The 17,012-nt window shown below is 70.6% G+C and carries 16 protein-coding genes; 15 read left to right on the plus strand and 1 reads right to left on the minus strand.

Going from position 1 to position 17,012, the window contains the following annotated elements; all coding sequences use genetic code 11:
* The first annotated feature begins 53 nt into the window (after positions 1 to 53).
* From HMPREF3121_RS04380 to HMPREF3121_RS04445, 14 genes are all read left to right on the plus strand, one after another.
* The gene (locus HMPREF3121_RS04380) at positions 54 to 1,004 is read left to right on the plus strand and encodes a thiamine-phosphate kinase (RefSeq protein ID WP_070520195.1); all 951 of its coding nucleotides are present in this window, start codon (positions 54 to 56) and stop codon (positions 1,002 to 1,004) included.
* On the plus strand, positions 1,004 to 1,690 hold the full coding sequence (locus HMPREF3121_RS04385) for a uracil-DNA glycosylase (protein ID WP_070520197.1): 687 nt from the start codon (positions 1,004 to 1,006) through the stop codon (positions 1,688 to 1,690). Before HMPREF3121_RS04380 ends, HMPREF3121_RS04385 begins: the two co-directional genes overlap by 1 nt.
* 10 nt (positions 1,691 to 1,700) lie before the next feature.
* Entirely contained in the window at positions 1,701 to 3,290 is a 1,590-nt protein-coding gene (locus HMPREF3121_RS04390; protein ID WP_083291278.1) for a DAK2 domain-containing protein, read from the plus strand.
* Between the two features lie 12 nt (positions 3,291 to 3,302).
* Entirely contained in the window at positions 3,303 to 5,468 is a 2,166-nt protein-coding gene (locus HMPREF3121_RS04395; protein WP_070520201.1) for an ATP-dependent DNA helicase RecG, read from the plus strand.
* Between the two features lie 44 nt (positions 5,469 to 5,512).
* Entirely contained in the window at positions 5,513 to 5,767 is a 255-nt protein-coding gene (locus tag HMPREF3121_RS04400) for a biotin/lipoyl-containing protein (RefSeq protein WP_083291279.1), read from the plus strand.
* A complete protein-coding gene (gene rsmD / locus HMPREF3121_RS04405; protein WP_070520203.1) occupies positions 5,764 to 6,342 on the plus strand; it encodes a 16S rRNA (guanine(966)-N(2))-methyltransferase RsmD in 579 nt (192 codons plus the stop codon). The genes HMPREF3121_RS04400 and rsmD overlap by 4 nt, the downstream gene beginning before the upstream one ends.
* A complete protein-coding gene (gene coaD, locus HMPREF3121_RS04410; RefSeq protein ID WP_035122160.1) occupies positions 6,339 to 6,812 on the plus strand; it encodes a pantetheine-phosphate adenylyltransferase in 474 nt (157 codons plus the stop codon). Before rsmD ends, coaD begins: the two co-directional genes overlap by 4 nt.
* A 74-nt stretch (positions 6,813 to 6,886) precedes the next feature.
* The gene (locus tag HMPREF3121_RS04415) at positions 6,887 to 7,663 is read left to right on the plus strand and encodes a DivIVA domain-containing protein (RefSeq protein WP_070520205.1); all 777 of its coding nucleotides are present in this window, start codon (positions 6,887 to 6,889) and stop codon (positions 7,661 to 7,663) included.
* A gap of 50 nt (positions 7,664 to 7,713) precedes the next feature.
* Positions 7,714 to 8,307, plus strand: coding sequence for a YceD family protein (locus tag HMPREF3121_RS04420; RefSeq protein WP_070520207.1), 594 nt, complete (start codon positions 7,714 to 7,716; stop codon positions 8,305 to 8,307).
* Positions 8,304 to 9,032: a ribonuclease III gene (rnc, locus tag HMPREF3121_RS04425; protein ID WP_070520209.1), complete on the plus strand. Its 729-nt coding sequence runs from the start codon at positions 8,304 to 8,306 to the stop codon at positions 9,030 to 9,032. Before HMPREF3121_RS04420 ends, rnc begins: the two co-directional genes overlap by 4 nt.
* Positions 9,033 to 9,041: 9 nt before the next feature.
* A complete protein-coding gene (gene mutM / locus HMPREF3121_RS04430) occupies positions 9,042 to 9,890 on the plus strand; it encodes a bifunctional DNA-formamidopyrimidine glycosylase/DNA-(apurinic or apyrimidinic site) lyase (RefSeq protein WP_070520211.1) in 849 nt (282 codons plus the stop codon).
* Positions 9,887 to 11,158: a glycosyltransferase 87 family protein gene (locus HMPREF3121_RS04435; protein ID WP_083291269.1), complete on the plus strand. Its 1,272-nt coding sequence runs from the start codon at positions 9,887 to 9,889 to the stop codon at positions 11,156 to 11,158. The genes mutM and HMPREF3121_RS04435 overlap by 4 nt, the downstream gene beginning before the upstream one ends.
* A 5-nt stretch (positions 11,159 to 11,163) precedes the next feature.
* Positions 11,164 to 12,642, plus strand: a complete 1,479-nt coding sequence (locus tag HMPREF3121_RS04440) for an alanine/glycine:cation symporter family protein (RefSeq protein ID WP_070520365.1) — start codon at positions 11,164 to 11,166, stop codon at positions 12,640 to 12,642.
* Positions 12,639 to 12,920 carry an acylphosphatase gene (locus tag HMPREF3121_RS04445; RefSeq protein WP_070520213.1) on the plus strand — a complete coding sequence of 94 codons (282 nt, stop codon included), beginning with the start codon at positions 12,639 to 12,641 and terminating at the stop codon, positions 12,918 to 12,920. Before HMPREF3121_RS04440 ends, HMPREF3121_RS04445 begins: the two co-directional genes overlap by 4 nt.
* 13 nt (positions 12,921 to 12,933) lie before the next feature.
* Here HMPREF3121_RS04445 and HMPREF3121_RS04450 read toward each other — a convergent pair whose 3' ends face one another.
* A complete protein-coding gene (locus HMPREF3121_RS04450) occupies positions 12,934 to 13,443 on the minus strand; it encodes a hypothetical protein (protein ID WP_070520215.1) in 510 nt (169 codons plus the stop codon).
* A 74-nt stretch (positions 13,444 to 13,517) separates the two neighbouring features.
* Between HMPREF3121_RS04450 and smc the strand changes: the two genes are divergently transcribed.
* Positions 13,518 to 17,009 (plus strand): chromosome segregation protein SMC, encoded by a 3,492-nt coding sequence (gene smc / locus HMPREF3121_RS04455; protein WP_070520218.1) that lies wholly within the window; start codon positions 13,518 to 13,520, stop codon positions 17,007 to 17,009.
* The last annotated feature ends 3 nt before the right edge of the window (positions 17,010 to 17,012 follow it).

Consider the following 17,012-nt stretch of genomic DNA (forward strand, 5'->3'; position numbering starts at 1 on the left):
CGCGGCCTCCCCGGCGGATCAGGGCGCCGCGGAAGGAACGGTGACCCCAAACCATGACGACAGTTGGAGAGGCCGGCGAGCACGCCGTCATCGCCGCCATCCGGGAAGCCGCGCCTTCGGCCCGAAACGGCGACGATGCCGCGGTGCTGTCCATGACGACCCCCAACGCCCGGTACATCGCGTCGACGGACATGCTCGTCGAGGGCCGTCACTTCTCCCTGGACTGGTCCACCCCCGAGCAGGTGGGGGCGAAGGCCGCCGTGCAGAATTTCGCCGACATCGAGGCGATGGGGGCACGCCCGACGGCGATCCTCATGAGCCTGTCGGTCCCGGAGGACACGCACCTCGACGTGGTGCGCGGCATCGCGCGGGGACTGCGGGAGCAGGGGCGCAAGTGCGCCGCGGAACTCGTCGGCGGCGATGTCGTCGGCGGCTCGTCGCTGGTCATCTCCATCACCGCGATGGGCGAGCTCGGCGGCCCCGGCCGGCCCCTGGTGCGCTCGGCGGCGCGTCCCGGTGATGCGGTCATCGCCGCCGGCCGCATCGGGCATTCCGGCGCGGGCCTGGACATGTTGAAGCGGTACGGGTCGCCGTCGGCGGTGCCGGAGAAGTTCCGGGAGCTCGTCGACGCCCACCTGGTCCCCGATTTCGCCTACGGGCGGGGCCCGGTGGCGCGTGCCGCAGGCGTCAACGCCCTGACCGATAACTCGGATGGCCTCGTCGTCGACCTGACCGCGATCGCGGAGGCGTCGAACGTCACCATCGACGTCGACGAAACCGCCGTCGCCCCGTCGGAATTGCTCATGGCCGCCGCCGATTGCCTCGACACCGACCCGTGGCGCTGGGTGCTCGCCGGCGGGGAGGATCACACGCTGCTGGGCACGACGCCGGGGGAGCCGCCGACGGGATTCCGTCGCATCGGCACGGTCCACCGTGACCGGGGGCTGCCGGTGTCCGTCGACGGCCGCGAGCCGTGGTTGCGCGGGGGATGGGTGAGCTTCTGATGGGCGACGTCACCGATCGGCATCAGCGTCCCCTGCCCGTGGAGGCCGGGTGGGCCCGTGCGTTGGAGCCCGTCGCCGACCGCATCCATGCGATGGGCGACTTCCTCCGTGCGGAAAACGCCGCCGGGCGGGGTTACCTGCCGGCGGGCGAGGATGTGCTGCGGGCGTTCACCAAGCCTTTCGACGACGTCCGCGTCCTCATCGTCGGCCAGGATCCGTATCCCACGCCCGGGCATGCGATGGGGCTGAGTTTCTCCGTGCACCCGGACGTGCGGCCGTTGCCGCGGTCGCTGGCGAACATCTACCGCGAATACGAGTCCGACCTGGGGCTGACGCCGCCCGAGCACGGCGACCTGTCGCGCTGGACGGACAACGGGGTGGCCTTGTTCAACAGGGTCCTCACCGTCCAGCCGGGCAAGCCCGCCTCGCATCGGGGCAAGGGGTGGGAGGAGGTCACCGCCGAAGCGATTCGCGCCCTGGCCCGCCGCGACGCCCCGCTGGTGGCGATCCTGTGGGGCCGCGACGCTCAAACGGCGCAGCGGCTCCTCGGCGACGTGCCGTGCATCTGCTCCCCGCACCCGTCGCCCTTGAGCGCGTCCCGCGGCTTTTTCGGGTCGCGCCCGTTTTCCCGCGCCAATGACGCGCTGCGGTCGATGGGAGCCGAGCCGGTGGACTGGACGCTGTAATATGCGCGCCATGTCCTCGTCCGCCCGGCCCGCCCGGCCCACCCGCATCGATGGGACGTCCCTGCTCGACTGGGCGCGTCGCTGCGTCGCCGTCCTGGACCGGCGCCGCGAGGAAATCAACGAACTCAACGTTTTCCCCGTCCCCGATTCCGACACGGGCTCCAACATGGCCGCCACCATGTCCGCGGCGCTCGCCGAAGCGGAGTCCGCGGCGGAAGGCTCCTCTGATCAGCGCCTCGATGCGCATGACATCGCCATCGCTCTGGCCACCGGCGCGGTGCGCGGCGCGCGCGGCAACTCGGGCACCGTCCTGTCGCAGGTCCTGCGGGCCCTGGCGGAGGCGGCGGCCCCCGGCGGCTTCGGGGGCGAACACGTGCAGAAGGCCCTGAGCACCGCAGTCGAACACGTCGACCGGGCCATCGCCGATCCGGTGGAGGGAACCATTCTCACGGTCCTGCGCCAGGCCTCCGCCGCGGCGGGGCGGGAGAATCCCGACGACCTCGTCGGCGTCATCGTCGCCGCGGCCGACGCCGCTCGCCGGGCCCTCGAGCGCACGCCGTCGCAGCTGCCGGCCCTGCGTGAGGCGGGGGTCGTCGACGCCGGCGGGGCGGGACTGGTGTTGCTTCTCGACGCGCTCGTCGACGAAGTGTCCGGCGAGGCCCCCGAAGAACCCGATCTGCACGTCACCCCATCCACGCCGGAGGGCCCCGAGCTGGAGGTGATGCTGCTCGTCGACGTCGCCGCCGACCGGCTGGACGAGTTCCGCGCCACCATGCATTCGCTGGGCAATTCGCTGGTCATCGCCGGCGAGGGCGGCGACCGGCACATGATGCACATCCACTCCACCGACGCCGGCGCGGTCATCGAGGCCGTCCTGGATTACGGCCGCCCGGAGAACATCCGCATCGAGGTCATCGACGACGGTGCCGGTCACGGGGCCGCGCCGTCGCGGTCGCTGCTGGCCGTGGCGCCGACGGGTCCGATTTCCGAGCTGTTCGCCTCGGCGGGCGCGACGCCGGTGGGGCCGGACGGCGACGTCGTCGGTTCGATCCTCGGCGCCATCGCGGGTCTGCGCGGCGACGGCGACGTCCTACTGCTGCCCAACGGGTTGGTCGGCAACCGGGAGCTCATCCAGGTGGAGCTGGCGGCCCAGGCCGGCGGGCATTCGATCACCATCCTGCCGACGGCGACGCTGGCCAACGGGCTGGCCGCCGTCGCCGTGCACGACCCGACGATTCCGCTGGCCGTCGACGCCTACGCCATGAGCGAGGCGTCGGCGGGCATGCGCACCGCCACCCTCGGCGAGGCACCGAGCGCCGGGCTCACCGCCGCCGGCCCGTGCGCGAAGGGCGACGTGCTCGCCACCGTCGGCGGGGACATCCTCGTCGTGGGCGACACCGTCGCCGACGCCCTGACCCGCACCGTCGAGCTGATGCTGCGCTCCGGCGGCGAACTGGTCACGGTGTTGCTGGGCACCGGCGTCGACCCCGAGGCGGCCACGGCCCTGCGTCTGCGCCTGGAGGACGTCGCGCCGGGCGTCGATGTCACGGCCTACGCCGCCGACGGCATGGTCGAGCTCGCCCAGATCGGCGTCGAGTAGCGGGCGTCGGGAATGCTGGGCTGGTTGTCGACGGCGACGGCCATGACGCCGTTGCGGGAGGTCCTGGGCGCGAAGGCCGCGAAGAAGGTGAAGGACGCCCTCGGCGACACGTCGGTGGGCGAATTGCTTCGCCGCCTGCCCCAGCGCTACGCGACGCAGGGGCACAGTCTCAACGTCGATTACGCGCAGGTCGGGGAGTCGATCACGGCCGTGGTGGAGGTGGTCGGCGTCGTCACGCCGGACTCCGGTGACCAGTCGCAGCTGACCCCGAGGGGCAGGCCCCGCCAACCGTTGCGGATCATGGTCACCGATGGCGTGCGCACCATGCCCATGCCCATTTTCGGCCAGGCGTGGTTGGGCAAGGTGCTGCATTCCGGCACGCGGCTGCTGGTGCTGGGCACGCTCGGCGAGTTCCGGGGGCAGCCGCAGATCACCAACGCGGACATCCTGGTCATCGGCGCGGACGGCAAGCCGGGGGCGGCGACGGGGAAGCTGAAGAAGCTCATCGACGACGCCGACGGGATGGCGGAGCTCAGGGGTCTGCTGGCGCGGCCCTACCTGCCGATTCACCGGGGTCGCAAGGGCCTGTCGGGCATCCTGTTGGCGCTGTACATCCGGCGGGTGCTGCAGTGGTTGCCGCGCCAGGCCGAGCCGTTGCCGGAGTTTCCGTCGGCGCTGCCGGGGTTCGACGAGGCCCTGCGGGAGGCGCATTTCCCGGGCGTCGACGGCCCGTTGGCGGCGTTGAACCGACTCAAGTACGACGAGGCCCTGGAGTTGCAGCTGGCCCTGGCCCTGCGCCGCGCAGGCAACGCAGACCGGGTGGCGCCGGAGTGCCCGCCGACGGAGGTCGACGATGGCCGCGTTTCCCGTCTCGCCGCGAATCTGCCCTTCGAGCTCACCCGCGGCCAGGAGGCCGTGTTCGCCGACGTCTCCGCGGACTTGGCGCGCCCGGTGCCCATGAACCGTTTGCTGCAGGGCGAGGTCGGCTCCGGCAAGACGGTGGTGTCCCTGCTGGCGATGCTCCAGGTCCTCGATGCCGGCCGCCAGAGCGTGCTGCTCGCCCCGACGGAGGTCCTGGCGGCGCAGCATGCCCGCACCATTCGGGGGTTGCTTGACGACGCCGGCGTGGACGCGCGGGTCGCCCTGTTGACGGGCTCGATGTCGGTCGGGGAGAAGCGGGCGACGCTGCTGGACATCGTCACCGGTGAAGCGGGGATCATCGTAGGCACGCATGCGTTGCTGAGCGAGGGCGTGGATTTCTTCGACCTGGGGCTGGTGGTCATCGACGAGCAGCACCGGTTCGGCGTGCGCCAGCGCGACCGGCTGCGCGAGCGGGGGCGAGACGGCATGACGCCGCATGTGCTGGTGATGACCGCGACTCCCATCCCGCGCACCCTGGCCATGACCGTCTTCGGCGATCTCGACGTCTCCGAGCTGGCCGAGTTGCCGGGGCAGCGGCGGCAGGTGACCACGGTGGTGGTGCCGAGCGTCGAAAAGCCAACATGGGAGGCGCGCGCCTGGGAGGTCATCCGCGAGCAGGCCGCGTTGGGGCACCGGGCGTTCATCGTGTCGCCGCGCATCCTCGGCGAGGGCGAATCGGTGGAGGACAATTTCGACCTGGCGCGCCGCAACCTGCCGGGCGTCGACGTCGGATTCCTGCATGGGCGGATGACGCCGGAGGAGAAGGCCGCGGCGATGGCGGACTTCGTGACCGGTCGCACGTCGGTGCTGGTGGCGACGACGGTGATCGAAGTCGGCGTCGACGTCCCCGAGGCGACGGTGATGATGATCCGCCGCGCCGAAAGCTACGGCGTCTCCCAGCTCCACCAGCTGCGCGGACGCATCAGCCGCGGCGACCTGGAGGGCATCTGCTTCCTGTGCACCGAAACGTGGCAGGGCACGCCGGAGCGGGCCAGGCTCGACGCCATCGCGGAGACCAACGACGGTTTCCGGCTCGCCGAAATCGACGTGCGCACCCGCAAACACGGCGACGTGCTGGGCGAGGGACAGTCGGGTCTGGCCGCGGGCCTGGGGCTGCTCGACCTCGGCGAGGATGGCCGCATCATCGAGCGGGCGCGGAAGGACGCCGCCAAACTGGCCGCCGAGATGCCCGACTACGCGCGGCGGTTGACCTACGACATCACCGACGAACAGGCCGGGTACCTGGAGCGGAGTTGACCCGGATCCGCGCCATGCCGCGCCGCGTCCGTAGACTCGTGGCCATGAGCGAAACGAACGGTGACGACGGCGCCGTGGTCGTGTGCGCCCCCTTCGCGGGCGTGGCGCGGCTGCAGGTCGCCGAGGGCGACGACGTGACCGCCGGGGTGCCGGTCGCGGTGGTCGAGGCCGTGAAGCTGGAGGCCCCCGTGCCCGCGCCCTGCCCCGCGACGGTGGCGTCGGTGCTGGTGGAGGACTTTTCCGACGTCTCCGGCGGCGACCCGCTGGTGACGCTGACGCCGAAGGGCGACGGCCGATGACCCGCATCATCGCCGGCGTCGCGCGCGGCCGGAGGCTGGTGACCCCGAAGGGCGACGGCACCCGGCCGACGTCGGACCGGGCGCGGGAGGCGATCTTCTCGTCGTGGTCGTCGCGCTTCGGCATCGAGGGCACCACCGTGCTGGACTTGTTCGCCGGCTCCGGTGCGCTGGGCCTGGAGGCGGCGTCGCGCGGCGCGGACGAGGTCGTCCTGGTCGAGTCCGATGCCGCCGCGTGCCGGGCGATCCGGCGCAACATCGAAACCGTCGGCCATCCCCGGGTGAGCGTGGCGGAGATGAAGGCGTCGACGTACCTGGCCGGCGCCCCGGCCGATCATTTCGACCGGGTCATCGCCGACCCGCCCTATGAGCTGGCGGGGGAGGCGGTGACGGAGATGCTGGAGGTGCTGCGTCCGGCGTTGCGCGACGGCGCCGTGGTCACCGTCGAGCGTCACTCCGCCGACGACGAAACCGTCTGGCCGGCGGGATACGGCATCCTGGAGCAGAAGCTCAAACGCCGGATCCACGGCCTGGCCCGCTTCGACACCGCGATCTACCGACGAGGGGAAGACCGATGACCCATGCCTGTTGCCCCGGTTCGTACGACCCGCTGACCAACGGCCACCTCGACGTCATCCAGCGCGCCGCCGCGCTTTTCGACGAGGTCACCGTCCTGGTCACCCACAATCCGAACAAGCAGGGGATGTTCACCCCGGAGGAGCGGATGCGCCTGATCGAGGAGTGCACCGCCCACTTGGACAACGTCCGCGTCGATTCGTGGTCGAAGCTGCTGGTGGACTACACCACCGAGCGCGGCATCGCGACGTTGGTCAAGGGTCTGCGTTCGGCCATGGACTACGAGTACGAGGTACCCATGGCGCAGATGAACCGCCGCATGTCCGGCGTGGACACGCTGTTCATCGAGGCGGATCCGAAATACGGCCACGTGTCGTCGACCCTGATGAAGGAGGTCGTGCGCTACGGCGGCTCCGTCGAGGGGCTCGTGCCGGAGCCGGTGCAGAAGGCGCTTCGGGCGCGCCTGACCTAGGGGGAGCTCGTAGCGCAAAACGCCGTGGCCTGCAATCACCGCGAACATGCAGGTCATCGCGTAACCTGGGCGGCATGTACCGCGTTTTCGAATCCCTCGATGAACTTGTCCAGACCGTCGAGGAGGCCTATGGCGTTCCGATGACGGCCAACTGCATGGTGCCGCGGCGCGATGTGCTGGTGCTTCTCGACGAACTGCGCAACGCCTTCCCCGCGGAGCTGGACGACGCCCAGGACGTGCTCGATCAGCGCGACGTCATCATCGGCGACGCCGAGGCGTCGGCCGCCGAGTCGATTGCGGCGGCCGAGGAGGAGGCCCGCCGGATCATGGACGAGGCCGAGGACCGGGCCCGCCGCATGGTGGAGGACGCCGAGAATCGCGCTCACGCCACCGTCGCCGAGGCCCAGGAGGAGGCGGCCCGTCGCCGCGAGGACGCCGACCGCGAGTACCACCAGGTCACCGAGCGCGCCGCTGCGGAGGCCGACCGTCTGATCGCGTCCGGCAACGCGGCCTACGACCGTTCCGTCCAGGACGGCCTGGCCGAGCAGGAGCGCCTGGTGTCGGAGTCGACGGTGGTCCACGAGGCCAACGAGGAGGCCCGCCGGGTCATCGAGTCCGCCTACGCCGATTCGAAGCGTCTGCGCGGCGAATGCGACGTGTACGTCGACGACAAGCTCGCCGAGTTCGAGGCGTCGCTGTCGGAGACCCTGCGTTCGGTCGGCCGCGATCGCGCCGCGCTGCGCAAGGGCGCCGGCGCCTCCGGTGCGATGGGCGACCGCGAGGGTCGCGATGGCCGCGACGACTACGGTTCGGACCGCCAGTACGATCACGGCGGCGACTACCGACGCTGACTCCGACCGCCGGGGTGGGAACCCGGCGGGGGAGGTAGGATGACGGCATTATGAGTGCCGATTCCCCTTTCGTGTTTGACGTGGGCCGGGTGCTGCGCGAAGGCGCCCCCGAGCCCTTTTCCCGTGTCGGCGATTCCCCCGAGCGCATCGGCGCCGAGATGATCGCGGTGCAGCCGGGGACCGAGGTCCGTCTCGACGGCGTGATCACCCCGCTCGGCGGTGGCGTGCTCGTCGACGCCGATGTCCGGGCTCCGCTGACGGGCCAGTGCGTGCGGTGCCTCGGCGATCTGTCCGATGAACTCGACATCCACGTGTCCACCGTCTTTTCGGCGGGCGAGGGGTTCGTCGTCTCCGATGGCGAAGACGACGACGAGGATGTCGCCGACGACGTTCCCGCGCTCGTGGGCGACCTGGCGGACATCACGCAGGCCGTCATCGACGAGGTGGTGCTGTCGCTGCCGTTCAACCCGACGTGCGAGACGATCGAGGATCGCCCGTGCTGCGGCGACGAGACCGGGGTGCCCGCGCCCGATGGAGTATCCGGTGAGCAGGAAAACGCTCCCGATCCGCGGTGGGCGGGTCTGGCCGAGAAATTCGGTGACCTGCGCTCCGACGATGCTGCGGATGCCGGGGAGGGCAAGTGAGCAGGAAGCGGCGCCTGAGCGGTGAGGCGGCGCGGCAGGCGGCGTTCACGTCGGTCGACCATGCCCCGTTGCTGGAGCGTCTGGGGGTCGAGCTCGAGGACGATCGCCTGTGCCTGGCGTTGACGCATCGCAGCTTCGCCAACGAAAACGGCAACCTGTCCAACAACGAGCGCCTGGAGTTCCTGGGTGACGCGGTGCTGGGCATGTGCGTCGCCGAGGAGCTGTACCGGCGTTTCCCGGACCGGGCGGAGCAGGACATTTCGAAGATGCGCGCCGGCGTGGTGAACATGTACGCCCTGGCCGATCTGGCGCGGCGCATCGAGCTGGGCCCGCACATTCTGCTGGGCCGCGGCGAGAAGGCCACGGGTGGCGCCGACAAGCATTCGATTCTGGCGGACACGGTGGAGGCGCTGCTCGGCGCGATCTACCTGCAGCATGGTTTCGAGACGTCGAAGGCGACGGTGTTGCGGTTGTTCGACGCGATGATCGACGAGGCCCCGACGCAGTCGCGCGGCCGGGACTGGAAGACGCTGCTGCAGGAGCGGCTGTCGGCGAAGAAGCTGCCGGCCGCCGAGTACGTGGTCAGTTCGGAGGGCCCGGATCATGCCCGGACGTATTCCGTGGAGCTGCTCGTCGATGGCGTCGTGCGCGGCCGGGGGACGGGCGCGACGAAGAAGGAAGCCGAGATGCTCGCCGCGCACGAAGCGCATACGGCGCTGGGTTAGGGGAGCGGGGTGCCCGAACTTCCCGAGGTGGAGACCATCCGCCTGGGTCTCGATCCCCACGTCCGCGGTCGTCGCATCACCGGGGCGCGGGTGCTGCGCGACCGTGCGGTGCGCCGCCAGCCCGGTGGCGAAGGCGAGTTCGCCGCGCGCCTGGTGGGCCGCACGATCACGGGTACGGGGCGGCGCGGCAAGTTTTTGTGGCTGTCGCTTGACGACGAGTCGACGTTGCTCATCCATTTGGGGATGAGCGGTCAACTCATCATTCCCGGGCCCGATACGCCGCCGTCGCCGCATGTCCGGACTGTGGTGGAACTCGATGGCGCGACGCTGCAGTTCCGCGATCAGCGCACCTTCGGGTGGGTGTGGGCCTGCGACGCCGACGCCGACGGTGTTCCGGTTCCGGCGTCGCACATCGCCCGCGATCTGATGGATCCGCGCGTCGATCCGGTGGCCCTGGCGCACGTCATCCGGCGGCGCACCAGCGGCATCAAGCGGGTGCTGCTCAACCAGGAGGTGGTCTCGGGCATCGGCAACATCTACGCCGACGAGATGTTGTGGGCGGCCCGGGTCCACGGGGAAACTCCGGCCGACGAGGTGTCGGTGCGCACCCTGGCCAAGCTGCTGCGCGCCGGGCGCGAGGTGATGGGGCGGGCGATCGTGGTCGGCGGCACCAGCTTCGACGCCCTGTACGTCAACGTCAACGGCGAGTCCGGGTACTTTGCCCGGGACCTGGAGGCCTACGGCCGCGAGGGTGAGCCGTGCGGTCGCTGCGGCGCTCCCATCGTGCGCGCGACGTTCATGAACCGTTCCAGTTTCTTCTGTCCGCGTTGCCAGCGGCTCCCCCGAAAGGCCGCATGATTCACCACGTCACCGATTCCGCGGCAGAGTCCGCGCACGCGCCCCTCGACCGCATCGCCGGGTTCGTCCGGCACGGTTGGGTCCGCGCCGTCATCGTCGTCGCGTTTGCGGCGTTGGCGGCGACGAAGCTCATCGATTATTCCGGGCGGCCTCGTTATTTCCTCGACGCCGACGTCTACGCGGTGGGCGGGCGTCGCCTCCTCGACGGTTTGCCGCTGTACGACGGCGCCTTCCCGACGTCCACGGACGTCTGGTTGCCGTTCACGTACCCGCCGGTTGCCGCGGTGCTTTTCGCGCCGCTTGCGATGATCCCGCTGCAGCTGACGTTTCTGCTCGTCGCGGCCGCATCGATGGCGTCGCTGTGGTGGGTGCTGCGGGTGGTCGTCGTCAAGCTCGGGGGCCTGCGCGTCGTCGACGCGGGATGGCTTGCGCTGGCGTTGACCGCCGCCCTGCTGTGGTTCGGGCCGGTGCACACGACCATCGGGTTCGGCCAGATCAACGTCATCTTGATGATGCTCGTGACCATCGACGTCCTCGTCGTCCCGCCCCGCTTCCGGGGGCTGCTCACCGGTGCTGCGATCGCGATCAAGCTGACGCCGGCGGTGTTCGGTCTGTGGTTCCTGCTGCGACGGGACTGGGCCGGCATCGCGCGCATCGCGGCGTCGGCCGGCGGGCTGACGCTCCTCGGGCACCTGGTCGTGCCGGCCGATTCCACGAAGTATTGGCTGGACACGCTGGCCGACACCGGCCGCATCGGCGGGCCGATGTACGCCTCGAACCAGTCCATCGACGCCGAGTTGTGGCGCCTGGGCCTGCACACCGACGACGGCGGTTCGGGATTGTGGCTGGCGCTGGTGCTGGTTGCGTTTCTGGCCACGGTCGCCGTCATGGTGCGTTTGCTTCACGACGGGCACCCGTTTCTCGCGGCTTGCGCCAACGCGCTGTTCGGTCTGCTGGCCTCGCCCGTGTCGTGGTCCCACCACTGGGTGTGGGTGCCGGTGATGCTCGTCGCCGTGGCCGTCCTGGCGTTGCGCGGGACGGATGTCGGGGTTCTGCCGTGGGTTTTCGTGGCCTCCGGGTTGGTGTGCTTCGCCCTCGAACCCCAGGCGTTGGCCCCCGCCGAACAAGGCCGTGAACTGGACTGGAGCATGTTCTGGCACGTGGCCGGCAACTCGTACCTGTGGTGGGCGATCGCCGCGACGGTGATGCTCCGGTTCCTGTCAAGGCGTTTACCCGCCGTCGACGGGGGTCTAGAGTTCCATCCATGACCTGGATGGAAAGCGCCACGAGCGCGGTGACGGCCTGGAACGACAAGTACTGGCTGTTCATGATCGGATTGCTCGTCGCGACGGGCCTGTACTTCTGCGCCAGGACGTTTGTGGTGCAGATCCGCTACCTGCCGGACATGTTCCGCGCCATCGGCGAAAAGCCGTCGGAGATTTCCGAGGGCGTCAAGGGAATCTCCAGCTTCAAGGCGTTCACCATTTCCGCGGCGTCGCGCGTGGGCACCGGCAACGTCGCCGGCGTGGCGGTGGCCATTTCCACCGGCGGCCCCGGTGCGGTGTTCTGGATGTGGCTGCTGGCCATCATCGGCGGCGCGACCAGTTTCGTGGAGTCGACGCTGGCGCAGCTGTACAAGGTGAAGGACCGGGATTCCTACCGGGGCGGTCCGGCGTACTACATCACCCGTGGCCTGGGCGAGAAGTTCCGGTGGCTGGCCGTCCTCTTCGCCCTGGCCATCACCGTGACCTACGGCTTCGTGTTCAACGCCGTGCAGTCGAACTCCATCACCGCCGCCGTCGCCGAATCCACCGGGCGGGATTCGACCGGCATGAAGACCGCCATCGGCCTGGTGCTCGCCGCGGCGACGGGCGTGATCATCTTCGGCGGCGTGCAGCGCATCTCGAAGTTCACGCAGGTCGTCGTGCCCGTCATGGCCGTCGCCTACATCGCCCTGGGCCTGATCGTGCTGGCCATCAACTGGCGCGAGGTGCCGGGGATGCTGGCGCTCATCGTCGAGCACGCCCTGGGGATCCGGGAGATCGCCGGTGCGGCCGTGGGTACGGCGATCATGCAGGGCATGCGCCGCGGTCTGTTCTCCAACGAGGCCGGCATGGGCTCCACCCCGAACGCCGCGGCGACGTCGTCGGTGTCGCACCCGTGCAAGCAGGGTCTGATCCAGACCCTCGGCGTGTACTTCGACACGATCATCGTCTGCACCGTCACCGCCGTCATCATCCTGCTGTCGAACCCGGAGTACGGAACGGACGCGGAAGGCACGGCGCTGACGCAGGCGGCGCTGGCCGCGCAAGTCGGCGGGTGGGCGATTCACGCGGTGACGGTGATCATCTTCTTCCTGGCGTTTTCGTCGATCATCGGCAACTACTACTACGCCGAGGCCAACGTGCCCTTCCTCAACGGAAGCAAGACGGTGCTCAACGTCGTGCGCGCGTTGATCATGCTGTGCGTGCTCGGCGGGGCGTTGGGCTCGGTGCCGCTGGTCTGGGCCCTGGCCGACGTGTTCTCCGCGGTGATGGCGACCATCAACCTCGCCGCGATCCTGCCGCTGGGCGGGGTGGCCGTCGCGCTGCTGGGCAATTTTGCGGCGCAGAAGGCCAAGGGACTCAACCCCGTGTTCCACCGGGACGATCTGCCGGGCATCCGGGGTCACGCCAACATCGAATGCTGGGACGGCTCCGACCCCATGACCGTGCGCGCCGACGCCGGTGGTTCCGCCGAGGTCACCCGATGACCGACGCACCCGTTCGCCTTACCGCCTGGGTCCACGGGCACGTGCAGGGCGTCGGGTTCCGGTGGGCCGCCCGCGTGCGCGCCCTGGAGCTGGGCCTGACCGGTTACGCGAAGAACTACCCGGATGGCCGGGTGCTGGTCATCGCGGAAGGGCCCGCCGCAGCCTGCGATGAGTTGATCGCCTGGCTGGAGGGCCCGGCCGCCCCGGGCTCGGTGTCGACGGTCGTCGCCGACGTCGGCGCCGCCCGGGGCGGTTACGAGGGATTCGCCAGAAAGTAGGGGCGCCGTCCGCCTACGACGCCGCGGCCGCGAGGAACTCGCGAATCTCCGCGACGGCGGCGAGATGATCCTCCCGATGTTCCCCGGGATCGAGGACGCGGAGGACGCGGGCGCCCTGCTCGCCGACGCTGAGGAGCCGCTCGTCGGCGGTGCCGGTGATCTTGACCCATCCGATGGCGGCGGCGATGCGGGCCTGGGCTTCGGCGGCCAGCGCATGCACCTCCGCCGGGTTCTGCGCGACCCAGGCCCGCACGTCGTCGTCGCCGGCGCCGAACAACTCCGGGGCGATGCCGAAGTCCCAGTCGGACAGGAGTTCATGGAGCGCGACGAGAGCGTCGACGGCGTCACCGTCGGATTCGGCCAATTCCTCGAGGACGACCAGGACGTCGGCGCCGGAGTCGTTGCCGAAGGGGGCGAACTCGTCGATCTCGGAGTAGAAGCGCTCGGGCGCGAGTTCGACGAACCGGGGATGGCTGGTGCGCGGGGACAGCCCCTCATCCGGATCGGTCACGTGGATGCTCATGCGGGCATGATATCCCGGCCACGGGTGGCGCGCGCGGTGCAATAAAGGCCCGCGACATGGCACAATGATCAGCCGTGCACCTCAAATCGCTGACCCTCAAAGGATTCAAGTCCTTCGCGTCGGCGACCACGCTGAAGTTCGAGCCGGGCATCTGCGCGGTCGTCGGCCCGAACGGCTCCGGCAAGTCCAACGTCGTCGACGCCCTGGCGTGGGTGATGGGCGAGCAGGGCGCGAAGACGCTGCGCGGCGGGAAGATGGAGGACGTCATCTTCGCCGGCACGTCGGGCCGCAAGCCGTTGGGCCGCGCCGAGGTGACGCTGACCATCGACAATGCCGACGGAGCCCTGCCGATCGGTTATTCCGAGGTGTCGGTGACGCGCCGCATGTTCCGCGACGGCGCCAGCGAGTACGAGATCAACGGTTCGCGCTGTCGGCTCATGGATGTCCAGGAGTTGCTCAGCGATTCCGGCATCGGCCGGGAGATGCACGTCATCGTCGGTCAGGGACGGCTGTCCCAGATCCTGGAGTCGCGGCCGGAGGAGCGCCGCGCGTTCATCGAGGAAGCCGCCGGCGTGCTCAAGCACCGGCGTCGCAAGGAAAAGGCCCAGCGCAAGCTGCAGTCGATGCAGGGCAATCTCGATCGGCTCGAGGATCTGGTCGGCGAGTTGCGTCGTCAGCTCAAGCCCCTGGCCCGGCAGGCGGAGGCCGCCCGTCGCGCGCAGACCGTGCAGGCGGATCTGCGGGAGGCGAAGTTGGCGTTGGCGGCGGCCGATCTCGTCGCGTTGCGGGAAGCGCTTGACGACGCCGCCGAGCAGGCCAGAATGGTCGCCGCGAAGGTGACGGCCGAGGAGCAGGTGGCCGAAGCCGCGGCCGAACGGCGCGATGAGCTCGAGGCGGAGTTGGAGGACCTGGTCCCGCGCGCCGACGCCGCCCGCGACCTGTGGTTCCGTTTGTCCGCGTTGGCCGAGCGGGTGGGGGCGACCCGCCGCATCGCCGCCGACCGTGCCGCCGATGCGGGGCCCGTGCCGTGGACGGGGCAGGATCCGGAGGAGTTGGAGGCCCGCGCCGAGCGCGCCGCCGCCGAGGAAGAGGAGCTGGCGGAGGCGGAAGCGGAGGCCCGCGAACGACTCGAGTCGGTCCGGGACGTGCTGGGCGAGGCCGAGGACGCCTTCCGCGCCGCCGAATCCGAGCACATGGCGCAGGTCCGGGCGTTGGCCGACCGGCGTGAGGGCGTCGTGCGCCTCGTCGCCGCCGAGGAATCGCTGCGTGCACGCATCGAGTCGGCCGAAGCCGAATCCGCGCGTCTGGCCGAGCACGTCGCCGAGGCCGGGCAGCGCCGTGACGACGCCGCCGACGCCCTCGACGACGCCGCCGAAGCGTTGGCCGAAGCCGAAACCGCCGGTCCCGAGCTCGCCCGCGCCCACGAGCGCGCCGACGCCGAGTCCGCCGCCGCCACCGCGCGGGTGAAGGAATTGCGTGACCGGGAGCGGACGCTGGAAAAGACCGTGTCGGGCCTGTCCGCCCGCATCGAGGCGCTCGACGCTTCGCGCCGGGCCGCCGCCACCGACGGCGCGGGGTGGTTGCGCGACACCCACGGCCTGCCGCCGTTGTCCGGTGCCCTGCACGTCACGGGCGGGTGGGATTCCGCCATCGCCGCCGCCCTCGGCCCCGCCGCGGAAGCCCTGGTCGCCGGCGACGAGGGCGCGCCGGATCACTCGGCCGACGACTTGATCTCCCAGCTCGCCGACGCCGAAGCCGGCCACGCCACCATCTTGGAACCCCGGGCGGGCGAGGGGTGGCGCCTCGACGTCGACGTCCCTCCGGGGTGCACGTGGGCGCTCGACGTCGTCGACCATCCGGCGGAGCTGGCGGCCGCGTTGTCGGCGCTGCTCGTCGACGTGGTGCTGTGCCCCGACGCCGCCACCGCCCGCCGCGTGGTCGACGAGGACAACCGGTTGCGCGCCGCCACCGCCGACGGACGTCTCCATGGGCCGGGGTGGGTGTCCGGCGGTGCCGGCGGCGCGCGGTCCAGCGTGGAGATCGGCGCGGTCATCGCGGCGGCGGAAGAGGAATTGGCCGCCGCCCGCGCCGATCTCGCCGATCTGGCCGGCGTACTGTCCGGTGCGGCCGCCGAGGAGGAGGATCGCCGCACCGACGCCGCAGCGGCCCGCGCCGCCCTGCGCGAACACGAGCGCGGCCTGAAGGCGCTGAAGGACGCCCGCACCCGCGCCCAGTCGCAGTTGGCGGGGGTCGACCACGACGCCGAGCGCGCCGCCGCCCGCCGCGAAGAGGCCGAGTCCCGGCTGGTGACCCTGCGCGCCGAACTCGACGAGGTTTCCGACCGTCTGGCCCGCGTCGACGACGATCCGGCCGAGGGCGAGCCCTCCACGGAGGAACGCGACCACGCCGCCGCGGCGCTCGCCCAGGCCCGCGCGATGGAAACCGAGGCCCGGCTGGCGTTGCGCACGGCGGAGGAACGCTCGGGCGGAGTGCGGGGCAAGGCCGAACGGCTTCGTCGTCAAGCAATGTCGGAACGCCAGGCCCGCGCCCGCCACGAAGCTGCCCAGGTGCGCCGGGAACGCTCCCGCCTGCTGGCCGCGACCGTCGCCGAGTTGTCCGGCGACGTCGCACAGCAGGTGTCGGTGTCGCTGGAACGCGCCGCCGCCGACCGCGACGAACTCGACGCCGCCCGCAAGGCCATCGGCGCCGAGTTGAACAAGGCCCGCGCCGACGCCTCGGCCGCCGCCAAACGCGTCGCCGAACTCACCGACGGCGCCCACCGCGGCGACATCGCCCGCGCCGAAGCGCAGCTGCGCGTCGACCAGGCGGAGGAGACCATCGTCGATCAGCTCGGGGTGCCCGTCGCCGACCTGCTCGAATCCCACGCGCCGGGGGAGGACTTCGACCGCGCCGAAGCCGAGGCCCGTCTCAAACGCGCCGAGAAGGACCTCCGGGTGCTCGGCCGCGTCAACCCGCTGGCGCTGGAGGAATTCAAGGCGATGGAGGAACGCCACGACTTCCTGGCCACCCAGCTCGACGACGTCCGCCGCGCCCGCGCGGACCTGCTCGACGTCGTGGAGGAAGTCGACGACACCATCCTGCGCCTGTTCACCGAGGCCTGGCTCGACGTGGAGCGGGAGTTCCCGAAGGTGTTCGACACGCTGTTCCCCGGCGGCGAGGGGCGGCTGGTCCTCACCGAACCCGACGACATGCTGACCACCGGCATCGAGGTGGAGGCACGCCCGCCGGGCAAGAAGGTCAAGCGCCTGTCGCTGCTGTCCGGCGGCGAGAAGTCGCTGACGGCGCTGGCGATGCTCGTGGCCATCTTCCGCGCCCGGCCGAGCCCGTTTTACGTCCTCGACGAGGTCGAAGCCGCGCTTGACGACGTCAACCTGCGGCGCCTCATCGCCCTGCTGGAGGAATTGCGCGAATCGTCGCAGCTCATCGTCATCACGCACCAGAAGCCGACGATGGACGTGGCCAACGTGCTCTACGGCGTGACCATGCGCGGCGATGGCGTGACGCGGGTGATTTCGCAGCGGATGTCGCCGGATTCGCACAGCTAGCGG

The sequence above is a fragment of the Corynebacterium sp. HMSC11E11 genome (genome assembly GCF_001807025.1).
In the GTDB taxonomy this organism is placed as follows: Bacteria; Actinomycetota; Actinomycetes; order Mycobacteriales; family Mycobacteriaceae; genus Corynebacterium; species Corynebacterium freneyi.